The 19,457-nt window shown below is 70.8% G+C and carries 22 protein-coding genes; 13 read left to right on the top strand and 9 right to left on the bottom strand.

Going from position 1 to position 19,457, the window contains the following annotated elements:
• The first annotated feature begins 80 nt into the window (after positions 1–80).
• The 3 genes from CSIV_RS10405 to CSIV_RS18720 are packed head-to-tail and all read left to right on the top strand — an operon-like array spanning position 81 to position 1,634.
• Positions 81–911 (top strand): HAD-IIA family hydrolase, encoded by an 831-nt coding sequence (locus tag CSIV_RS10405; protein WP_077051279.1) that lies wholly within the window; start codon positions 81–83, stop codon positions 909–911.
• A 1-nt stretch (position 912) separates the two neighbouring features.
• Positions 913–1,488, top strand: coding sequence for a YdeI/OmpD-associated family protein (locus CSIV_RS10400; RefSeq protein ID WP_077051278.1), 576 nt, complete (start codon positions 913–915; stop codon positions 1,486–1,488).
• A 17-nt stretch (positions 1,489–1,505) separates the two neighbouring features.
• On the top strand, positions 1,506–1,634 hold the full coding sequence (locus CSIV_RS18720; RefSeq protein ID WP_272918358.1) for a hypothetical protein: 129 nt from the start codon (positions 1,506–1,508) through the stop codon (positions 1,632–1,634).
• Between the two features lie 229 nt (positions 1,635–1,863).
• On the opposite strand, the gene pyrE is transcribed toward CSIV_RS18720, so the two are convergent.
• Positions 1,864–2,442 (bottom strand): orotate phosphoribosyltransferase, encoded by a 579-nt coding sequence (gene pyrE, locus CSIV_RS10395; protein WP_077051277.1) that lies wholly within the window; start codon positions 2,440–2,442, stop codon positions 1,864–1,866.
• A gap of 107 nt (positions 2,443–2,549) precedes the next feature.
• Here pyrE and CSIV_RS10390 point away from each other — a divergent pair, with 107 nt between their 5' ends.
• The 4 genes from CSIV_RS10390 (at position 2,550) to CSIV_RS10375 (ending at position 5,507) form a co-directional block, all read left to right on the top strand.
• Positions 2,550–3,395: an exodeoxyribonuclease III gene (locus CSIV_RS10390; protein ID WP_077051276.1), complete on the top strand. Its 846-nt coding sequence runs from the start codon at positions 2,550–2,552 to the stop codon at positions 3,393–3,395.
• 82 nt (positions 3,396–3,477) lie between these two features.
• Positions 3,478–3,711 carry a hypothetical protein gene (locus tag CSIV_RS10385; RefSeq protein WP_077051275.1) on the top strand — a complete coding sequence of 78 codons (234 nt, stop codon included), beginning with the start codon at positions 3,478–3,480 and terminating at the stop codon, positions 3,709–3,711.
• Positions 3,712–3,843: 132 nt separating this feature from the next.
• Positions 3,844–4,272, top strand: a complete 429-nt coding sequence (locus tag CSIV_RS10380) for a YciI family protein (protein ID WP_022878177.1) — start codon at positions 3,844–3,846, stop codon at positions 4,270–4,272.
• Positions 4,269–5,507, top strand: a complete 1,239-nt coding sequence (locus tag CSIV_RS10375) for an RNA polymerase sigma factor (protein ID WP_077051274.1) — start codon at positions 4,269–4,271, stop codon at positions 5,505–5,507. Before CSIV_RS10380 ends, CSIV_RS10375 begins: the two co-directional genes overlap by 4 nt.
• 129 nt (positions 5,508–5,636) lie before the next feature.
• On the opposite strand, the gene CSIV_RS10370 is transcribed toward CSIV_RS10375, so the two are convergent.
• Positions 5,637–6,209 carry an NADPH-dependent FMN reductase gene (locus CSIV_RS10370; protein ID WP_077051273.1) on the bottom strand — a complete coding sequence of 191 codons (573 nt, stop codon included), beginning with the start codon at positions 6,207–6,209 and terminating at the stop codon, positions 5,637–5,639.
• A 144-nt stretch (positions 6,210–6,353) separates the two neighbouring features.
• Between CSIV_RS10370 and CSIV_RS10365 the strand changes: the two genes are divergently transcribed.
• Complete coding sequence (locus CSIV_RS10365) at positions 6,354–7,625, top strand: sensor histidine kinase (protein ID WP_077051272.1); 1,272 nt, start codon at positions 6,354–6,356, stop codon at positions 7,623–7,625.
• Positions 7,618–8,289, top strand: a complete 672-nt coding sequence (locus CSIV_RS10360) for a response regulator (protein WP_077051271.1) — start codon at positions 7,618–7,620, stop codon at positions 8,287–8,289. The genes CSIV_RS10365 and CSIV_RS10360 overlap by 8 nt, the downstream gene beginning before the upstream one ends.
• Before the next feature lie 323 nt (positions 8,290–8,612).
• On the opposite strand, the gene CSIV_RS10355 is transcribed toward CSIV_RS10360, so the two are convergent.
• A complete protein-coding gene (locus CSIV_RS10355; protein ID WP_077051270.1) occupies positions 8,613–9,065 on the bottom strand; it encodes a hypothetical protein in 453 nt (150 codons plus the stop codon).
• Positions 9,066–9,309: 244 nt separating this feature from the next.
• Here CSIV_RS10355 and CSIV_RS10350 point away from each other — a divergent pair, with 244 nt between their 5' ends.
• Entirely contained in the window at positions 9,310–10,194 is an 885-nt protein-coding gene (locus CSIV_RS10350; RefSeq protein ID WP_077051269.1) for an ABC transporter ATP-binding protein, read from the top strand.
• Positions 10,191–11,309 carry an ABC transporter permease gene (locus tag CSIV_RS10345; protein ID WP_077051268.1) on the top strand — a complete coding sequence of 373 codons (1,119 nt, stop codon included), beginning with the start codon at positions 10,191–10,193 and terminating at the stop codon, positions 11,307–11,309. Before CSIV_RS10350 ends, CSIV_RS10345 begins: the two co-directional genes overlap by 4 nt.
• An 84-nt stretch (positions 11,310–11,393) precedes the next feature.
• Here the strand turns inward: CSIV_RS10345 and CSIV_RS10340 are convergent, their stop codons facing one another.
• Genes CSIV_RS10340 through CSIV_RS10325 form a run of 4 tightly spaced genes read right to left on the bottom strand, consistent with a single transcriptional unit; the run spans position 11,394 to position 15,031 of the window.
• Positions 11,394–11,774 (bottom strand): VOC family protein, encoded by a 381-nt coding sequence (locus CSIV_RS10340; RefSeq protein ID WP_077051267.1) that lies wholly within the window; start codon positions 11,772–11,774, stop codon positions 11,394–11,396.
• Between the two features lie 15 nt (positions 11,775–11,789).
• Entirely contained in the window at positions 11,790–12,470 is a 681-nt protein-coding gene (locus CSIV_RS10335; RefSeq protein ID WP_077051266.1) for a hypothetical protein, read from the bottom strand.
• Positions 12,471–12,509: 39 nt separating this feature from the next.
• Positions 12,510–13,220 (bottom strand): hypothetical protein, encoded by a 711-nt coding sequence (locus CSIV_RS10330; RefSeq protein WP_077051265.1) that lies wholly within the window; start codon positions 13,218–13,220, stop codon positions 12,510–12,512.
• A gap of 41 nt (positions 13,221–13,261) precedes the next feature.
• Positions 13,262–15,031, bottom strand: coding sequence for a glycoside hydrolase family 15 protein (locus tag CSIV_RS10325; RefSeq protein ID WP_238592366.1), 1,770 nt, complete (start codon positions 15,029–15,031; stop codon positions 13,262–13,264).
• Positions 15,032–15,145: 114 nt separating this feature from the next.
• On the opposite strand from CSIV_RS10325, the gene CSIV_RS10320 reads away from it, so the two are divergent.
• Complete coding sequence (locus CSIV_RS10320; protein WP_077051264.1) at positions 15,146–16,513, top strand: glucose-6-phosphate dehydrogenase; 1,368 nt, start codon at positions 15,146–15,148, stop codon at positions 16,511–16,513.
• A gap of 98 nt (positions 16,514–16,611) precedes the next feature.
• A complete protein-coding gene (locus tag CSIV_RS10315) occupies positions 16,612–17,196 on the top strand; it encodes a nitroreductase family protein (RefSeq protein WP_077051263.1) in 585 nt (194 codons plus the stop codon).
• Between the two features lie 154 nt (positions 17,197–17,350).
• Here CSIV_RS10315 and CSIV_RS10310 read toward each other — a convergent pair whose 3' ends face one another.
• Both CSIV_RS10310 and rraA read right to left on the bottom strand, forming a co-directional pair.
• A complete protein-coding gene (locus CSIV_RS10310) occupies positions 17,351–18,643 on the bottom strand; it encodes a cation:proton antiporter domain-containing protein (RefSeq protein ID WP_077051262.1) in 1,293 nt (430 codons plus the stop codon).
• A 13-nt stretch (positions 18,644–18,656) separates the two neighbouring features.
• Positions 18,657–19,124, bottom strand: a complete 468-nt coding sequence (rraA, locus tag CSIV_RS10305; RefSeq protein WP_077051261.1) for a ribonuclease E activity regulator RraA — start codon at positions 19,122–19,124, stop codon at positions 18,657–18,659.
• Positions 19,125–19,457 lie beyond the last annotated feature (333 nt).

Here is a 19,457-nt window from a genome sequence, read left to right as displayed (position 1 = left end):
GGGCCGTCAGCCTCCGGGCGGGCGGCCCGTGCGTCGTTTCGCCCGGTGGCCGTGTCCGACCCCGGGGATAGGCTGAACCCATGCGAACCCGTGGCGACGTGGAGTGCTGGCTCACCGACATGGACGGCGTGCTCGTCCATGAGAACACCCCCGTCCCCGGCGCCTCCGAACTGCTCGCGCAGTGGCGGGCCGAGGGCACCCCGTTCCTCGTTCTGACGAACAACTCGATCTTCACGCCCCGCGACCTCAGCGCCCGGCTGCGGTCGTCGGGGCTCGTGGTGCCCGAGTCCTCGATCTGGACCTCCGCGCTCGCGACCGCCGATTTCCTGCGATCGCAGATGCCGGGCGGCTCCGCCTTCGTCATCGGCGAGGCCGGGCTCACGACCGCTCTGCACGAGGCCGGTTTCATCATGACCGAGACCCACCCCGACTACGTCGTGGTGGGCGAGACGCGCAACTACTCCTTCGAGGCGATCACGAAGGCCATCCGCTTCATCCGCGACGGTGCCCGTTTCATCGCCACGAACCCGGATGCCACGGGCCCCTCGACCGAGGGCGTGCTGCCCGCGACGGGCGCGATCGCCGCCCTCATCACGAAGGCCACGGGCAAGGAGCCCTATATCGTCGGCAAGCCCAACCCGATGATGTTCCGCTCCGCCCTCAACCGGATCGGCGCGCACTCCGAGAACACCGGCATGATCGGCGACCGCATGGACACCGACATCGTGGCCGGCATCGAGGCCGGCCTCCACACCGTTCTGGTGATGACGGGCATCAGCGATCAGAACGAGATCGAGAAGTACCCGTTCCGGCCCGACGAGATCCTGGCATCCGTCGCCGATCTCGTCCGCGACGAGCCGGTCGAGACCGACCTCGCCGACGGCGAAGAGGGCCTGGCCGAAGGCCTGTGACGTGGGCGCGCTCGACGACGGGGTGAAGGTCGCGGCGGTCGACGCCGCCGAGTGGGGCCGCTGGCTCGACGAGAACCACACCGTGTTGAAGGGCGCGTGGCTGCTGCGCGGTCGGGGCGAACACACCGGTCGCTACGTCGAATACGAAGAGGCGATCTGCGAGGCGCTGTGCTTCGGCTGGATCGACGGCCCGGTGCGCGTGTTCGACGAGGTCAGCTCGGGCCTGTGGTTCGCGCCGCGTCGGGCGACCAGCGGCTGGGCGGCGACGAACAAGGCGCGCATCGCCCGCCTCGAGGCCGAGGGGCGCCTCCGGCCGGCCGGCATCCGCGCGCTCGAGGTCGCCCGAGCCAACGGTGCGTGGGAGATCCTCGACGGGCCCGAGGCGGGAATCGAACCGCCCGAGCTCACCGCCGCCCTCGACGCGGTGCCCGCCGCCCGCGCCAACTGGGACGCGTTCCCGCCGTCGGTCCGCAAGTTCGGGCTCACGCAGATCGCGATGGCCGTCCGGCCGCAGACCCGCGAGGCGCGGGTCGCGAAGATCGTGGCCGATGCCGCCGCGGGCAAACGCCCGGTGTGATCGGGGAGGATCGACGCATGGACGACCGCACACTCTGGCTCCTCACCGCGTTCCTGATCACGGCGGGCACGCTCGTCGCCTTCATCGTGCAGTGGCGCCGCTCGCGGAAGGGCGACCGCCGCGACCCGTTCGACGGCGGGGAGTGACCCGTTCGGCCGGAATGCATGGCATCCGGTCCTGAAGTCGGCGGCTGACCCGTGCCGCCGGGTGGGTGGCATCCGGCCCGTGTCGCGCAGCGCGGTGACGGTTCGCACGCGCGAGGCAGCGGCATCCGGTCTGTGTCGTGGAACAGGCGATGTCTCCGGAACAGGGCGATCCGCGCCGAAACGGCCTGTTCCCGGCGCGGCGCCTGTTCTCGGAACGGCCGCGAGCGGATTACTGCGGCTGCAGGCCCAGGTCGTCGAGGTCGATGGATGCCAGCCACTGCAGGCCCTCGGCCTCGATCGCGGCCTGCGCGCCGGTCTTGCGGTCGACGATCACGGCGACGGCGACGACCTCCGCGCCCTCGCGGCGCAGAGCCTCGACGGCCTTGAGCGCGGACTGACCGGTGGTCGAGGTGTCTTCGACGACGACGACGCGCTTGCCCTTGACGTCGGCTCCCTCTATCTGGCGCCCGCGGCCGTGGTCCTTGGGCTCCTTGCGCACGACGAAGGCGTCGAGCGGGTGGCCCGCGTGCACCGACTCGTGCATCACGGCGTTGGCGATCGGGTCGGCGCCGAGCGTGAGCCCGCCGACGGCCACGACACCGTCGAGGTCCTTCACGAGGTCGAGCACGAGACGGCCGATCGCGGGGGCCGCACGGTGGTCGAGCGTGAGCTTGCGCATGTCGACGTAGTACGTCGCCTTCTTGCCGCTCGAAAGCGTGAAGTGGCCGTGGAACACCGCCTCGGCGTTGATGAGGCCGATGAGGGCCTGGCGGTCGGCTTCGAGCTCGGGAGTGGAGGCGGCAGTCACGGCGTCGAGTTTATGTGCTCATGTGGATCACGTCGGTCGTGATCAGAGAAGATCAGCCTCCGCTGCCGCGCCCGGCGATGTCCCCGCCCGAAAGTAGGCTGGATGCCATGCGCCTGGCCACCTGGAACGTCAACTCCGTCCGCGCCCGCGTCGCCCGTACCGTCGAGTTCGCCGTGCGCGAGCACATCGACGTTCTGGCGATGCAGGAGATCAAGTGCAAGACGGAGCAGTTCCCGTACGCGGCGTTCGAAGAGGCCGGGTATCACGTCGTCGCACACGGGCTGAACCAGTGGAACGGCGTCGCGATCGCCAGCCGTGAGCCGATCGAAGACGTCCAGATCGGCTTTCCCGGCATGCCCGGGTTCGAGAAGGGCAAGGAAGGCCCCGACCTCCCGAAAGAGGCGCGGGCGCTCGGCGCGACCATCGACGGCGTGCAGGTGTGGAGCTTGTACGTCCCGAACGGCCGCGGGCTCGACGACCCGCACTACCACTACAAGCTCGACTGGCTCGAGGCGCTCCGCCGCCACACCGAAGACACCCTGGCCGCGAACCCCGGCCTGCCCCTGGCCCTGACCGGCGACTTCAACATCGCCCCGACGGATGCCGACAACGGCGACCCCACGGTGATCGAGGGCGTGACCACGCACGTGTCGCCGCCCGAGCGCGCCGCGTTCGCCGCGTTCGAGTCCACGGGGCTCACCGACGTCGTGCGTCCGCTCATCCCCACCGGTTACACCTACTGGGACTACAAGCAGCTGCGCTTCCCCCGCAACGAGGGACTGCGCATCGACTTCATCCTCGGCTCGACGGCGTTCGCCGACGCCGTGCAGGGCGCCGAGATCCACCGCAACGAGCGCAAGGGCGAGGCGCCCAGCGACCATGTGCCCGTCGTCGCCGACCTCGACTTCTCCCACGGCGAGGACGACGACGACCTCCCGATGATCTTCGGCTGACGGCATCCTTCTTCTCCGTCGGGTGGGGGAGGCGCGGGCGCCGGAGCTGCTCGTAGGCTCGGATCAGCGAGGGAGGAGCTCCATGGCATCCACGAAGGATCCGCAGGGATCGACCGCCGTCTGGTATTTCGTCGCGGCGGTGTTCGTACTGGTCCTCCCGAACCTGCTCTTCCCCGACGTGAACCTCGTGCTGCGAATCGTGATCCTCGTCGCCGGCGTCGCCCTCATGGCCGTGGGCTTGGTGCACCTTCGCCGAGAGACATCGGCCAAGACCGGGCCCGCCGAAGATGATGGCTCGAGCCGGGACGACACCTGATCCGCTCCGCCTGACGGCATCCGGGAACTTTTCTCCGACGCTCTGTCGATTCCGCCCGTCGCTGTTCGACGCGATAGTAGGGGCAGGCATCCGCTCCCCCGGAACGAACGACAGCAGGGAAGAGAAGAGACCATGACGAAGTACATGCTGATCATGCGCGGCACCGACGAGGCGTACGCGGCGTACAAGCAGATCCCGTTCGAGCAGATCATCAACGACATGGGCGCGTACAACGAGTCGATGATCACCGCGGGCGTGCTCGTCGCCGGCGATGGCCTCGCCGAAGACATGAGCCAGAACTTCGTCGTCGAGTTCGGCGGCGAGGAGCCCGTGGTCACCGACGGCCCCTACGGCGAGACGCACGAGCTGTTCAACGGCTTCTGGATCATCGAGGTGTCCTCGCGCGACGAGGCGATCGAGTGGGCGCGGCGCGCGCCGCTCATCGCCGGCAACAAGCTCGAGGTGCGCCGGGTGACCGACGAGACCGACTTCGCGGCGTTCGCCGACAACGAGTACATCCAGAAAGAGGAGGGCTGGCGCGAGGAGCTCTCCGGGCGGTGACCCCCGACCCCGACCTCTCGCGCCGCGTCGCGGCGATCTGGCGCATCGAGGGCGCCCGGATCGTCGCGGCGCTGGCCCGCGTGGTCGGCGACCTCGGCACCGCGGAAGACCTCGCGCAGGACGCGCTGGTCGAAGCCGTCGAACAGTGGGCCCGCGACGGCGTCCCACGGAACCCCGGGGCGTGGCTGACGGCGGTGGCGAAGCGTCGCGCGATCGACGGCTGGCGGCGCGAGCAGCGCCTCGGCGAGAAGTACCGCCTGCTCGTCGCCGACCTCGACGAGGTGGCCGACGACGTGTGGGAGCCGATCGACGACGACGTGCTGCGTCTCGTCTTCGCCGCCTGTCATCCCGTGCTCTCGCGTGAGGCGCAGGTGGCTCTGACGCTGAAGGTCGTCGGAGGCCTCGACACCGAGGCGATCGCGCGGCTCTTCCTCGTCCCGGTGCCGACGATGCAGCAGCGGATCGTCCGTGCGAAGAAGGCGCTGAGCGCGGCGCGCGTCCCCTTCGCCGTCCCCGAGCCGGCCGAGTGGCCCGCGCGGCGCACGGCGGTGCTCACCGTCGTGTACCTCGTCTTCACCGAGGGCTACGTCGCGAGCACGGGCGATGCGGTCCTCCGCACCGAGCTGGCGCACGAGGCCCTGCGCCTTGGCCGGGTCCTCGACCGGCTGATGCCCCGCGAGCCCGAGGTGCTGGGACTCTCCGCACTGATGGAGTTCCAGGCATCCCGCTTCGCCGCCCGCGTCGACGGGAACGGGGATGCCGTGCTGCTGGCCGACCAGGACCGTCGCCGCTGGGACCACTCGGCGATCGCCCGCGGCCGCGCGCTCCTCGACCGGGCCGACGCCCTCGGCAAGGGCCGCGGCCCGTACCAGCTGCAGGCCGCGATCGCGCTGTGTCACGCCGAGGCCGCGAGCGTCGACGCCACCGACTGGGACCGCATCGTCCTCCTGTACGAGATGCTCGGCCGGATCACCGCGAACCCGGTCGTCGAGCTCAATCGCGCGGTCGCCGTGTCGATGGCATCCGGTCCGGAAGAGGGGCTCGCGGTCATCGACGGAATCGATGCCACACCCTTGCGCGGCTCGCACCTCCTGCCCTCGGTGCGCGGCGAACTGCTCGCGCGCCTGGGCCGCGTCGAGGAGGCCCGCACGCAGTTGTTCGAAGCCGCGGCGCTGACCCGCCACGCCCGCGAGGCGGCGCTGCTGCGGCGGAAGGCCGAGGCGCTGGGTAGATGAACCAGCGCGGGGCGCGGCGCGCGGGTGGCTCCCGCGCGGGTGTCACGGGTTTGGGGCGCGTTCTGTGCGTTGGGGCGTGAATTGCACGCCCCGAAGCACGAAACGCGCCCCAAACCGAGAAACGGTGCGTCAGGCCGCCGGAACCGCCGCGGGAGCGGTGCGGTCGGCGAGCGTCACGAGCGCCTCGATGATCGAGCGGAGGAACGCCGCGGTGCCCTCGTCGTTGACGGTGCCGTCCTCGTCGAACAGGCCGGGCGTCGACTGGATGTACCCCTCGGGCTGTCCGAGCACGAGAGCGTTGTAGTGCAGGAGGACCGAGCGCAGGTGCTGCTGACCGGCAGCGGTCGCGATGCCGCCCTGCGAGGTGCCGATGACCGCGGTGGGCTTGTCGTTGAACGACGCCTCACCGTAGGGACGCGCCGACCAGTCCAGCGCGTTCTTGAGCACGCCCGGGATCGACCGGCTGTACTCGGGGGTCACGATGAAGACCGCGTCGGCATCCTCGATCGCGTTCTTGAAGTCCGTTGCGACCTGCGGGAAGTTCCCGTCGTAGTCGGGCGAGTAGAACGGGAGGTCCTTGATCGGGATCTCCTTCAGCGTCACGCCCTCGGGTGCCACCTTCTCGAGCGCCTTCGCGAGGCGACGGTTGATCGACGTGCTGGAGATGCTTCCGACGATGTAGCCGATGGTGTGGTCGGTCACGATGATCCTTCCTGTGTCATGGGGACGCCGAGACGTCCGAATACATCCACGTGCAAGCTTTGCGTTCCGCGGACTATTCCCCGTCGGGGTTGACTCCGTCGGACGGGGGATGCCGAACGTCGGGGGTCCCCCTACCGTGGAAGGATGCCGAACCTCACGCGCGCGCAGTGGCGGAGCGACATCGTGCTCGCCGCGGTGCTGTTCGTCGGCGGACTGCTCAGCGCCGTGCTCTCCGCGGTCGCGGGGATCTACGGCGACCAGCAGGCCGAATTCATCCTCGCGGTCGTGTACGTCACGGTGCTGGCCGTGCCCCTGGCGTTCCGGCGCCGGTGGCCGTCCATCGTGGCCGTGATCGTGTCGGTGGCGTACTTCTTGGCCGTGACGCTCCGGGTCCCCGAGGTCTACGCGGGCAACATCGCCATGTTCATCGCCATCTACACGGTCGGGGCGTGGTCGACGAACCGGCGCCGGGCCACGATCGTGCGGGTGGCGATCATCCTCGGCATGTTCGCGTGGCTGTTCGTCGTGATGTTCCAGGATGCGACGATGCCGGTCGATCAGGTGCCGGAAGGCTTCCCCTCCCGCACGGGCGCGTTCTCTCCCTTCGTCGCCTCGCAGCTGCTCGGCCTGGGCTTGAACGCCCTGTTCTTCGGCGGGGCCTACTTCTTCGGCGAGCGTTCGCACCAGCAGCGCCTGCAGCGCATCGCGCTGGAGGAGCGCACCGCCGAGCTCGAAGCCGAGCGCGAGATCACCGCGTCGCAGGCGGTCGCGCTCGACAGGGTGCGCATCGCCCGCGAGCTGCACGACGTCGTCGCGCACCACGTCTCGCTGATGGGCGTCCAGGCCGGAGTCGCCCGGTCGGTGATGGATCGCGACCCGGCGAAGTCCCGCGAGATGCTGAGCGGGATCGAGGAGTCCGCGCGCACCTCCCTGCGCGAGCTCCGGCAGCTGCTCGAGACCCTTCGAACCCCGGATGCCGCCGGCGGTGACCCACCCGGCACCGATACCGCCCCGACGACTCACGGTCTGGCATCCATCCCGGCCCTCGTTGAGGAGGCGTCGGCCGCGGGGCTTCCGACGACGTTCGCCGTGATCGGCGAGCCGGCGGTCGAACCACCGCCGCTCGTGCAGGTGAACCTGTTCCGGATCGCGCAGGAGGCGCTGACGAACGCCCGCCGGCACGCGGGACCGGATGCCACGGCCGATGTGCGCGTCCGGTTCGACGACACGTCGGTCGAGCTCGAGGTGACCAACACCGGCCGGCGCGGGACAGCGACCCCGGGGCTCGGGCAGCTCGGAATGCGGGAGCGCGCCGCGGTGTCCGGCGGCAGCATCGAGATGGGTCCGCGTTCCCGCGGCGGGTATCTCGTGCGGGTTCGAGTTCCGCTGGTCGAGGTCGAGGTGGCGCATGCCTGACCTGCGTGTACTGCTCGTCGACGACCACGCCATGATGCGGGCGGGATTCCGCACGATCCTGTCGCTCGAGGACGACATCGAGGTGGTCGGGGAAGCGGGCACGGGCGTCGAGGCGATCGCTGCGGCGGCGGCGCTCCGACCTGACGTGATCTGCATGGACGTCCAGATGCCCGACATGGACGGGCTCGAGGCCACGCGGCGCATCGTCGCCGATCCCGAATCGGACGCGGCGGTGCTCATCGTCACGACGTTCGACCGCGACGACTACCTCTTCGACGCGCTCGGGGCGGGGGCGAGTGGGTTCCTCCTGAAGAACGCGGGGCCCGAAGAGCTCGTGGGCGCGGTGCGGGTGGTCGGCGCGGGCGATGCGCTCCTCGCGCCGGAGGTGACGCGCCGCGTCATCTCACGATTCGCCGGGCGCGGCGGCGACGTCGCGCCGCCTTCGCCCGCGGTGGAGCCACTCGTCCTCGCGGAACCCCTCACGGACCGCGAGGCCGAGGTGCTGAGGCTCGTCGCCGAGGCCCTGAGCAACGCCGAGATCGCCGCGCGCCTGTTCATCGGCGAGGCCACGGTCAAGACCCACGTGTCCAACGTGCTGCAGAAGCTCGGCGCCCGCGACCGCGTCCAGGCCGTCGTGCTCGCGCATCGGCACGGCCTGACCTAGGGGATGGCTCGGGGCGCTCGGTCCCCGAGCCACAGCCTGAACCCGTCGGTCTGTGGGGTAGACGATCTCTCCCGCTTGATCGAACAGCACGTTGACATACGTGGCTCCCGGTACCTCCGACGCGCCGTAGATGTACAGCGCGAGGACGTTAGGTGCCTCGCCCGCGTACTCCAAGGCCAGCGAGACCCACTTCGAGACCAGATCCGTCAACACGCCCTGCTCGCTCACCCGCAAGCCCCCGCTCCGCGAAAACTCGAATCCATTCCCGAGGCGCAGCCGCGAAGCCCCGGGGGCCTCAGCATGCCACCCGGGCCGATCTCTTGTCAGAGTTTCGGGGCGCGGTCCCCGAGCCACAGGGTGAAGCCGTCCACCGAGGGAGCCTTGCCCGTACCGCGATAAATGATCTCGCGCGAGAGCTGAACGTCCAGCTTTCGTGTCCCGATCTCGAAATACACGCGGTACTCCGTAGGCGGCGGAACACCAGTCTCCTCGAAGCTGTGTCGCGCTTCTGCTAGATCTTCGAATAGCAGTTTGATCAAGTGAGCAGACAGATTCGTCGCCTGAGAGCCACCTCCACGCGCCCGCGCAGGATATTGAATCTCACCATCCTTTTCGAATGCGATACCCACGTACGTCGAGCCCGGCACCTCGTTGGCCGCGTAGATGTAGATGGCCCGGACACCCTCCGTGCCGCTGATGTACTCGAGACCCAAAGAGATCCATTTCGAGATCAAGTCACGGAGAATCTCCTGTTCGACCTCGGCGGATGCCGCCATGGAAAATCTCCCTACTGACTCAGGACACGGTTGACGTTTTCACACTCAGTCTGGCTCGACCACCACAGGTAGCACAGCCCCCCTCGGCATCGTCGGCATTGCCCTCGACCGAGACAGCGGCGGTCGGGGTCAGTACGTCCAGGCCCTCCCCCGCGCGGCGGAGTCCCCGAACCCTCCCCCGGACGGATGCCGCGCCCCCACCCGTGTCCGTAGCGTGGATGCCATCACCAGAAAGGGGTGGAGCGTGCTCGAACTGAACGGCATCACCAAGAGCTACGGCGGACGCCGCGTGCTCGACGACGTGACCTTCACCGTGGCCCCGGGACGACTGACGGGATTCGTCGGCGGCAACGGCGCGGGAAAGACCACGACCATGCGGATCGCGCTCGGCGTGCTCGGGAAGGATGCCGGCACGGTCTCGCTCGACGGCGCCGAGCTGACCGCCGCCGACCGGCGTCGCTTCGGGTACATGCCCGAAGAACGCGGGCTGTACCCGAAGATGAAGGTCGTCGAGCACATCGCCTACCTCGCCCGGCTGCACGGCTTCGGCAAGGCCGAGGCCACCGCGAAGGCGACGGCGCTGCTCGAGCGCCTCGGTCTCGGCGAGCGCCTGAACGATCTCGTCGAGACGCTCTCGCTCGGCAACCAGCAGCGCGCGCAGATCGCCGCGTCGCTCGTGCACGAGCCCGACGTCCTGATCCTCGACGAACCGTTCTCCGGTCTCGACCCGCTCGCGGTCGACGTCGTCGCGGGCGTCCTCCAGGAGAAGGCCGCCACCGGCGCGGCGGTGCTGTTCTCGTCGCACCAGCTCGACGTGGTCGAGCGACTCTGCGACGACCTCGTGATCATCGCCGGCGGGACGATCCGCGCGGCCGGCAGTCGCGACGCGCTCCGCGCCGAGCACGCGACGCACCGCTACGAGCTCCTCTCCGGCGGCGACGCGGGGTGGCTCCGCGACCAGCCCGGCATCACGGTGCTCGACTTCGACGGTGGGTACGCCGTCTTCGACGCGGCCGACGACGCCGCGGCCCAATCCGTTCTGCGCGCGGCGGTCGCCCGCGGCGACGTCGCGAGCTTCGCGCCGCAGCGCCCGACCCTCGCCGACATCTTCAAGGAGGTCATCCAGTGAGCACCGCGACGACGCGACGGGCCTCGGGCCCGAGCGAACTGCAGAGCATCTGGCTGGTGGCCGAGCGCGAGATCGGCTCGAAGCTGCGCAGCAAGGTCTTCGTCATCTCGACGGCGATCCTCGTGCTCGCCGCCCTCGCGTCGGTCCTGTGGGGCGGTTTCGCCGCCCGTGACGCCGGGGGCAGCGGCATCCCGGTCGCCGTCACGAGCCAGACGCAGTCGGCGCTGTCGGGGGTCGAGGGCGTGGACGCGACCGTCGCCGATTCCGACGCGACCGCCCGCGCGCTGGTCGAGGACGGGACGGTGGATGCCGCCCTGGTGTCGGGATCGTCGAACCCCGCGTTCGACTACACCGTCGTGGTGAAGGACTCGGTCCCGCCCGCGCTCCTGCAGATGCTGAGCGAGACCCCGGAGGTCGAGACCATCGAGCCCGGCGCCGGGGCGGCCGATGCGCTCCGCTACTTCATCGCCCTGGGCTTCGGCATCGTGTTCCTGATCGCCGCGAGCACGTTCGGCGGAACCATCGCCCAGAGCGTCGTGGAGGAGAAGCAGACGCGCGTCGTCGAGATCCTCATCTCGGCGATCCCGGTGCGGGCGCTGCTGGCGGGCAAGGTGCTGGGCAACACGATCCTCGCGATGGCGCAGATCGTCCTCCTCGCCGCCGTGGCGGTGATCGGGCTCGCCGTGACCGACCAGGTGGGCGTGCTCGGGGCGCTCGGCGCACCGATCGCCTGGTTCGCGATCTTCTTCCTGTTCGGGTTCGTGCTGCTGGCGTCGCTGTTCGCCGCGGCCGCAGCGATGGTGTCGCGACAGGAGGACATCGGCGCGACGACCACACCCATCACCATGCTGGTGATGGCGCCGTACTTCCTCGTGATCTTCTTCAACGACAACCCCGTCGTGCTGACGATCATGTCGTACGTGCCGTTCTCGGCACCGGTCGGGATGCCGCTGCGCCTCTACCTCGGTGACGCCCAGTGGTGGGAGCCCGTGCTCTCGCTCGTGATCCTCATGGCATCCTGCGTCGCCGCCATCGCGATCGCCGCCCGGATCTACCAGAACTCCCTGCTGCGCATGGGGGCCCGCGTCAAGCTGGCAGAAGCGCTGCGGGGCTGACCGGCTCGGGCCCGGTCACCGGCGGGATGGATGCCACGGCTTCTGGCATCCATCCCGCTTCTCGCGTCCGGCCGCGGGACGCCGTCACTCGTCCAGGACCGCCAGGACGTTGCCGGCGGGGTCGCGGAACCACGCGATCAACGGGCCGCCCTCGCGCATGATGCCGCGGGAGTCGGTGGGGAAGTCCGCGTCGTCGTAGATCTTCGTCTCGACGCCGCGTGAGCGGAGGTCGTCGACGGCGGCCTCGACGTCGGAGACGGGGAAGTTCAGCACCGTGAACGTCGCCGGCACGTGGTGCGGTTTGCCGTAGACGAGCACGCTCCCCCCGGATGCCAGATGGAGGCGGAGGAAGCCGGATCCCTCGAGCACCTCCACGCGGATGCCGAGCGTGTCGGCGTAGAAGCGGTGGGCGGCGTCGAGGTCGTCGACGGCGAACCCGGAGAACGCCCCGTCGGAGTGGAACATGGTCGTGCCCTTTCCCTAGTTCGGCCTCACGTAGGCCGTGACGCTCTCGGACAGTCGGATCGGCGTGCCCGCGACGGTGTCGTCGGCCGGGTCGCCGATGGCGACGGAGAGGTTCTCGTCCACCCCGAAGACCGCCGCGCCGGGCTCCCCGCCGCTCGCGCACCCCGCCGACCACGGCCGGTTGTCGGTGGAGGTGAAGACCGCGATGCACCGGCCGTCACCGTCATCGGGGACGGCGAGGTAGATGCGGAAGTCGCGGATGGTGGCGATGTAGCGGATGCTCGCCGGGTCGATGCCGCTGTCCGACAGGATGTCGGCGGAGATCACATCCTCGGAGGTCTGGACGAAAGCGAGTTCGGGGAGGAGTGGCGCCGACGTGTCGGCCGGGGTGGGAACGTGGGCCAGCGCGAAGCCGATCGCGCCCCCGAGTCCGAGGAGGGCCACGGCGCCGAGGGCCGTGAGCACCCGGCGGGCGACGGGGCGGGTGGGAGCGCGGGGAACGGCGGGTTCGTCCGGGGGCTGCGCGTCGTCGGCGGGCGCCTCGGGGTCGGGGTCGGGCACGGCCGGAGCGGTACCGGCGCGCGCGCGATCCTCGAGGGCGGCGAGCCGCGCGATCTCGGCCTCGGTGGGCGCACTCCCGCGTCCGCCGTACACGCGCTCGCGCAGGTGGCCCAGCTCGACGTCGACGTCGCTCATGCCACGACTCTAGGCGTGTCGCACGGGCCCGGCGTTGCCTCACTCGACGACGTACGCCGTGACCGACTCCGACAGTCGCACGGGGGCGCCGCGGATCGACATGCGGGACGTGTCGCCGAGGCCGATGCTCAGGTGCTGGTCGATGCCGAAGACGGCGCCGTCGTCGAAGGGTCCTCCCGTCGTGCATCCCGCTGACCACGGCTGGTCGTTCACCGCGATGAGCGTCACGACGCACACCCCCTCGCCGCGCTCGGCCTGAGCGAGGAACACCCGGAACCCGCGCATGACGGCGATGTACCGGGTCGTGGCGGGATCGATTCCGCTGTCGTCGATGATGCTCGCCGAGATGACGTCATCCTCGGTCTGCGGGAACGCCAGCTCGGGATACCGCGTCGACGGCGTCGGCGAGGGGGTGGCGGACGCGCCGACGAAGGCGGGCGAGGCCACGCCCGCGGCGTATCCCGCCCCCAGCAGCACTCCCGCCGCCGTGACCGCGGCGATGACCGCGAGAGCTCGGTGGCGGGGAGGCGCGGCATCCACGGGGATGTGCTCGACGGCGCCGGACGGATCGGCGGCCGTCGGTGCGGTGACGGCCGGTGCGCGCTCGGGCGCGGGCGTCGGCGCGCGCCGCGCGCGGGCATCCTCCTCGAGCGCGGCGAGGCGCGCGATCTCCTCCGGTGTCGCCGGAGTCGCGGTGTCGCCGTACACGCGCTCCCGCAGATGGTTCAGCTCGACGTCATCGTCGCTCATGCCCCGACTCTAGAACCGCCCGGGAGCGGGTGGGGCGGTCGTCAGGGAGCCGTGGCCCCCAGGGCGTCGGCGGCCCCCACGAGGGCGAGGTGCGAGAGCGCCTGCGGGGTGTTGCCGGCCTGCCGCCCGCCGCGCGGGTCGTACTCCTCGGACAACAGGCCGACGTCGTTGGCGACCGCGGTCAGCCGCCGCATCAGTGCGACGGCATCGTCGCGGCGACCCGTGCGCGCGTACTGGCCGACGAGCCAGAACGAGCACGCGAGGAACGGGTGCTCGTCTCCCGCGAGTCCGTCGACACCCGTGGTGCGGTACCGCAGGAGCCAGCCGTCGGGCATGAGCGTCTGCTCCATACGCTCGACCGTGGCGAGCATGCGCGGGTCGTCGTAGGCGCAGAACCCGACCTGGGGCAGGATCAGCAGCGATGCGTCGACCTCGTCGGTGTCGGCGTGCTGCGTGAACCAGCCGCCGGCGTGCACGCCGTGCGCGTCGATATCGGCCCGCACGCGGTCGCGCAGCTGCCGCCACGTGTCGACCTCACCGTCGAGACCGTTCTCTTCGACGGCCCGGATGCCGCGATCGAACGCCGCCCACACCATCGCGCGGGAGTGGGTGAAGAAGTGCGGGTCTCCGCGCATCTCCCAGATGCCGTTGTCGGGACGGTCGACCCACTCCACGAGCTGGTCGAGCAGCGCGCGCTGCAACGCCCACGAGAACGTGGTCTCCGCCACACCCGCGGCGCGCGCGGCTTCGAGCGCGACCATGACCTCGCCGATCACGTCGGCCTGGTACTGGTCCACCGCCCCGTTGCCGATGCGGACGGGCCGCGCCCCGTCGTACCCGGGGAGGCTCGTGATCTCGCGCTCGGGGAGGTCGCGCTCCCCCGCGATGCCGTACATGATCTGCACGTCGGCGGGGTCTCCGGCGATCGCGCGCAGCAGCCACGTGCGCCAGCGGTGCGCGGCGTCGAGGTAGCCGTGGTCGATGTAGGCGACGAGAGTGAGGGCCGCGTCGCGCAGCCAGACGTAGCGGTAGTCCCAGTTGCGTCCGCCGCCGAAGGCCTCGGGGAGCGACGTGGTGGCCGCGGCGACGATGCCGCCCGTCTCGGCGTGCGTCAGCGCCCGGAGGACCAGGAGCGAACGCGTGACGAGGTCCGCGTGCTCGCCGGCCGCCTGCACGCGTTCCGCCCATGAGGCCCACCATTCAATGGTGCGTTTCAGGGTGGCATCCACGTCGATCGGGGCGGGCGGCTCCTGCCACGACGGCCCCCACGACAGCACCGAGTCGACGCTCTCGCCCGCGACGGTGGTCCACAGGGCGCGGTGCGCGGTGTCGACCGCGATCAGGCGCGGACCGCGGAGCACCACGGCATCCGGGCCCGCCACCGCGAGGATCGCGTGCTCGCGACCGGTGCCGATCTGCCGCACCCACGGCACCGCACGGGCGTAGTCGAACCGGAAGCGCACCTCGCTGACGAAGTCGACTTCGCCTGAGATCCCGACGACGCGACGCACCACGGCCTCGACGCCCTCGTCGATGGGCATCGCATCGTGCACTTCGGCGACCCCGGTCGGCGTCTCCCAGCGCGTGACCAGCACGAACGTGTCGGCGTCGTAGTGGCGGGTGACCGTGGCATCCGGATCGCTCGGACGCAACGACCACGCCCCGTGCGACTCGTCACCCAGGAGCGCTCCGAACATCGATCCGCTGTCATACCGGGGCAGGCAGAGCCAGTCGATGCTCCCCCAGCGGGACACCAGGGCGGCGGATCGACAGTTGCTGAGGACGGCGTAGTCCTCGATCGCGGTGCTCACCCTCGTGATTGTGGCAGGGGATGCCGACACCGTGGCCGTGCATCTCGCTAGTGGCATCCGTGGGCCGGCTGCAAGCGACCCGTCGGTGTCGGACCGGGACGCTACGGTGGCCCCATGCCGGCGGACACCACCCTCATCATCCTGGGCGCTTCGGGCGACCTCACCTCGCGTCTCCTGCTGCCCGCCCTCGGGCAGCTGCTCACGCGCGAGCCGAACCGCTCGGTGCGGCTGCACGGCGCGGGCATGGAGGACTGGACCGACGAGAAGTGGCGCGACACCGTGCGCGCCTCGTTCGCGACGATGGGCGCCGAGAAGGCCTTCGACAAGGTCGCCGAGACCACCTACAGCCAGGCCGACATCACGAAGGCATCCGATCTGCAGGAGCTCCTGGATGCCGCCGAGGGCCGGCCGGCGCTGTACTTCGCCGTCCCGCCGGCCGTCGCCGAGAAGGCGTGCGTGGCCCTGGCCGACGTGACCATCCCCGAGGGCACGATCCTCGCGCTCGAGAAGCCGTTCGGCACCGACGAGGCCAGCGCCCACGCGCTCAACCAGCAGGTCGCGAAGCTCGTCCCCGAGAACCAGGTGTTCCGCATCGACCACTTCCTCGGCCGGTCGACGGTGCTCAACCTCCTCGGCGTCCGCTTCGCCAACCGGCTCATCGAGAGCGTGTGGTCGGCCGACGACATCGCCGCGATCACGGTCGACTTCCCCGAGAAGCTCGGGCTCGAAGGCCGCGCGGGGTACTACGACCACGCCGGCGCCCTCGTCGACATGATCCAAAGCCACCTGCTGCAGGTCATGGCGTTCGTGACGATGGAGCCGCCGTCCTCCCTCGACCAGCTCGACCTCCGGGATGCCACCTCCGCGGTGCTGCGCGCGACCCACGTGTGGGGCGACGACCCGGTGAAGAGCTCCCGCCGCGCCCGGTACACCGAGGGCACGATCGGCGACCGCCACTTCACGTCCTACGCCGACGAGCCCGGCGTCGACCCCGCGCGGCAGACCGAGACGCTCGCCGAGATGACGGTCGAGGTGCGCACCGCCCGCTGGCAGGGCGTGCCGATCGTGCTGCGGTCGGGCAAGGCCCTGGGCCCGGATGCCGGAGACCCGGCCGTGACCGTCACCTTCAAGCCCGTTCGGCACCTGCCCGACGGCTTCGTCGGCGAGAGCGCCCCCTCGGTGCTCACGTTCTCGCTCGGCCCCGACACGATGAGCCTCGGACTGAACGTCAACGGCGCCGACGACCCGCTCGAGCTCGAGCGCGTGACCCTCGCGGCCGACCTCGGCGAGGGCGGCCTGAAGGCGTACGGCGAGGTGCTCTCCGGCATCCTGGACGGCGACGCCATGCTCGCCGTGCGCGGCGACGCCGCCGAGCAGTGCTGGCGCATCGTGCAGCCGGTCATCGACGCGTGGCGTGCCGATCAGGTGCCGCTCGACGAGTACCCGGCGGGCACGGCCGGCCCGGCGTCCTGGGGGCTGTGACTTTCTCCGTCACACGGGAACATCCGGCGGCTCGACCGCGTTCCATGGATCGGGTCGACGGAGCCCCGGCATCGTTCTCACCCCCGAGGAGTACCCCCATGTCCCACGTTCTCGACCGCACCGCGCAGACCGACGTCCCGATCCTCGACGTCCTGGCCGAGCGCTGGAGCACCCGCGTCTTCGACGCCGACGCCCCCATCGACGAGGAGGCACTGCGCGCCGCCCTCGAGGCCGCCCGCTGGTCGCCCTCGGCCAACAACACCCAGCCGTGGCGCTTCCTGCTCGCCCGTCGCGGGACCGAAGCGCACGCGAAGGTCGTCGAGTCGCTCGTCGGGTTCAACCAGGGCTGGGCGCCGTCCGCCGGCGCACTGCTCGTCGTCCTCGCCGAGACCGTCGACGACGAGGGCAACGCCCGCCCGTGGGCCGTCTACGACGCCGGCCAGTCCGCCGCGTTCTTCACGGTCGAGGCCCACGCCCGCGGCCTCGCCACCCACACCATGGGCGGCTTCTCCCCCGACGACCTGCGCGCCGCGTTCGACATCGACGCCCGCTTCACGCCCGTGACCGTGATCGCCGTCGGCGCCTTCGGAGACCCGGATGCCGCCGACGAGGCCGTCCGCGCCCGCGAGTCCGCGCCCCGCACGCGCCGTCCCCTCGCCGAGTCGCTGCTGCTCGACGCCTGACGCCCCGCCGGTCCCCGGCATCCCTCCGCCCCCGTACCCGCACTCGCGGCACGGGGGCGGAGGCGTCTGCGGCGGGTCCCGGGGGGAGCCACATCACGTGATCTGGGCGAGGCCACCCGCCGGGGCGCGCACACGCCGGGTCACCTCGGCGACATCACGTGATCTGGCTCCCCGACGCCTCGGGAAGCAACCGCCGCACCGCGAACGGGGTCACCACCCCGTGGAACAGGATGCTGAGCACCACCGTGAACACCATGGTCGACAGCACGACGTCGCCCGTGTCCTCGGGGAGGCGGTTGTACGCGAGGAGCCCGAACACGATGGTCGCCGTCCCGCGCGGACCGACGAACCCGATCAGCGCCCGGTCGCGCCACGAGATCGGCGAGCGCAGCAGGGCGATGCCGACCGGGATCGCCCGCAGCACCGTGACCGCGAGCGCCGCGAAGATCACCACGCGCAGATCGACGCCGTTGAGGATCACGACCGTGAGCACCGCCCCCATGACGAACCAGATGATGTTGGCCGCGAGGGTCCCCGCCTCCTCGACGAGGAGCGTCTCGGCATGGGGGACGTTGCGCCCCTCGAGGTCCTTCGCGCGCGTGAGTCGATAGACGATGCCCGCCACGAACGCGGCGACGAAACCGTTCGCGGCGACGTCGCTGAGGGTTGCGATCCCGTAGGCGAGCAGCGGCGTCAGGAGCATGACGTACCGGATGCCACTGGCATCCGCCCATCTGCGCGCCACGGTCCAGCGGGCGAGGATGCCGATCGCACCACCGACGGCCCCGCCGATCACGATCGCCGCGATCGTGGCGGGGGCCGCACCGAAGAAGGCGTCGAACATGTCCTCGAGGTTCTTCACGAGCTCGGGCTGCGCGTCGAGGTCGGCTCCCGACTCGGCGGCGGCGAGGAGCGCGGGGAGCGCGACGGCCGCCGCGAGGAACACGCCGAAGATCGGCGACACGAGGCCGTCGTTGTAGCCGCTCTCGACGGTGAGGATCCGCCGGACGCGCTCGGGGATGCGCGGTGAGCGCAGCAGCATCGCCGCGGGGGCGAAGTCGGTGGGCATCACGACGCACGCGATCACCACGAGGACGAGGACGTTCACATCGGGCAGCAGCGCGAACCCCGCGAGCACGGCGAGGATCAGCGCGAGCGGCAGGGCGATCAGCACGAGCCTCGCGAGCGCACGCCCCACCCCGCCGAACACGCCGCCGCGGACGTCGCACGCGTCGACGAAGAGCAGCACCGCCAACACGAGTTCGACGACGCGCTCGGCCTCCGACCCCGCCAGAGCCGACGAGAAGCCGTCCGGGTCGGCGAAGACCAGCACCGCCCCGGCCAGCGCGAGGAACGCGGGGCCCAGCGCACCGATGCGTTCGAAGCGGTGCGCGACCAGCGACCACAGCAGGATGACGGCGATGCCGACGAGGAAGAAGACGGGCACCGGATGCCGCGTCTCAGCGCTCGACGAGCACGCCGTCGGCGTCGGCCCAGACGTGCCGGCCGGGGGTGAAGACGACGCCCGCGATCGTCACGGGCACGTCGATCTCGCCGACGCCGTCCTTCGCGCTCTTGCGCGGATTCGAACCGAGCGCCTTCACGCCGAGGGGCAACCCGGCCAGGGCAGTGCGGTCACGGATCGCGCCGTTCACGATGATCCCCGCCCAGCCGTTCTCAACGGCGGAGGCGGCGATGAGGTCGCCGACCAACGCCGACTCGAGCGAACCGCCGCCGTCGATCACCAGCACCGAACCCTCGCCCGGCGTGGCCAGGACCTGCTTGACCAGGGCGTTGTCGCGGTGGCATCGCACCGTGCGGATCGGGCCCGCGAACGCGACGCGACCACCGAGGTCGAGCAGCTGCAGCGCGAGCGAGTCGAGGTCTTCACCGCGCTCGTCGTAGAGGTCGGCCGTCGCGATCGTCATGCGGCCAGGGTAGCGGCGGGCGGGGGTCCGAGGCTCCGCTGCATCCCCCGCGACGCCGGCTCCCGGCATCCACCCGACGCGGTGCCGGCTCCCGGCACCCGCCCCACCGGCGCCGGCTCCCGGCATCCACCCCACGCATAAACGGGATCCACGACGAGAAACACGGGGAGAGCGCGTTTCTACGCGTGGATCGCGTTTATGCCGGAGCCGGGGGCCGGAGCCAGGGGCCCGAGCCGGGCGCCGAAGCCGGGTGCCGAGCGGGAGCCCGGGGCCGGGAGCCGAAGCCGGGGCCCGAGCCGGAGCCGAAGCCCGGGGCCGGGGACCCGACTACCG

Source organism: Microbacterium sp. CSI-V (assembly GCF_001984105.1).
Lineage (GTDB): Bacteria > Actinomycetota > Actinomycetes > Actinomycetales > Microbacteriaceae > Microbacterium.
The sequence above is the reverse complement of the archived record's forward strand: the minus strand, read 5'-3'. Positions and strand labels throughout refer to the sequence as shown.

Bases quoted from the DNA above. Each gene is read 5' to 3' on its own strand.
- CSIV_RS10405 (WP_077051279.1), top strand. From the start codon at position 81: ATGCGAACCCGTGGCGACGTGGAGTGCTGGCTCACCGACATGGACGGC.
- CSIV_RS18720 (WP_272918358.1), top strand. From the start codon at position 1,506: ATGGACGACCGCACACTCTGGCTCCTCACCGCGTTCCTGATCACGGCG.
- CSIV_RS10390 (WP_077051276.1), top strand. From the start codon at position 2,550: ATGCGCCTGGCCACCTGGAACGTCAACTCCGTCCGCGCCCGCGTCGCC.
- CSIV_RS10385 (WP_077051275.1), top strand. From the start codon at position 3,478: ATGGCATCCACGAAGGATCCGCAGGGATCGACCGCCGTCTGGTATTTC.
- CSIV_RS10380 (WP_022878177.1), top strand. From the start codon at position 3,844: ATGACGAAGTACATGCTGATCATGCGCGGCACCGACGAGGCGTACGCG.
- CSIV_RS10365 (WP_077051272.1), top strand. From the start codon at position 6,354: ATGCCGAACCTCACGCGCGCGCAGTGGCGGAGCGACATCGTGCTCGCC.
- CSIV_RS10360 (WP_077051271.1), top strand. From the start codon at position 7,618: ATGCCTGACCTGCGTGTACTGCTCGTCGACGACCACGCCATGATGCGG.
- CSIV_RS10355 (WP_077051270.1), bottom strand. From the start codon at position 9,065: ATGGCGGCATCCGCCGAGGTCGAACAGGAGATTCTCCGTGACTTGATC.
- CSIV_RS10340 (WP_077051267.1), bottom strand. From the start codon at position 11,774: ATGTTCCACTCCGACGGGGCGTTCTCCGGGTTCGCCGTCGACGACCTC.
- CSIV_RS10335 (WP_077051266.1), bottom strand. From the start codon at position 12,470: ATGAGCGACGTCGACGTCGAGCTGGGCCACCTGCGCGAGCGCGTGTAC.
- CSIV_RS10330 (WP_077051265.1), bottom strand. From the start codon at position 13,220: ATGAGCGACGATGACGTCGAGCTGAACCATCTGCGGGAGCGCGTGTAC.
- CSIV_RS10320 (WP_077051264.1), top strand. From the start codon at position 15,146: ATGCCGGCGGACACCACCCTCATCATCCTGGGCGCTTCGGGCGACCTC.
- CSIV_RS10315 (WP_077051263.1), top strand. From the start codon at position 16,612: ATGTCCCACGTTCTCGACCGCACCGCGCAGACCGACGTCCCGATCCTC.
- rraA (WP_077051261.1), bottom strand. From the start codon at position 19,124: ATGACGATCGCGACGGCCGACCTCTACGACGAGCGCGGTGAAGACCTC.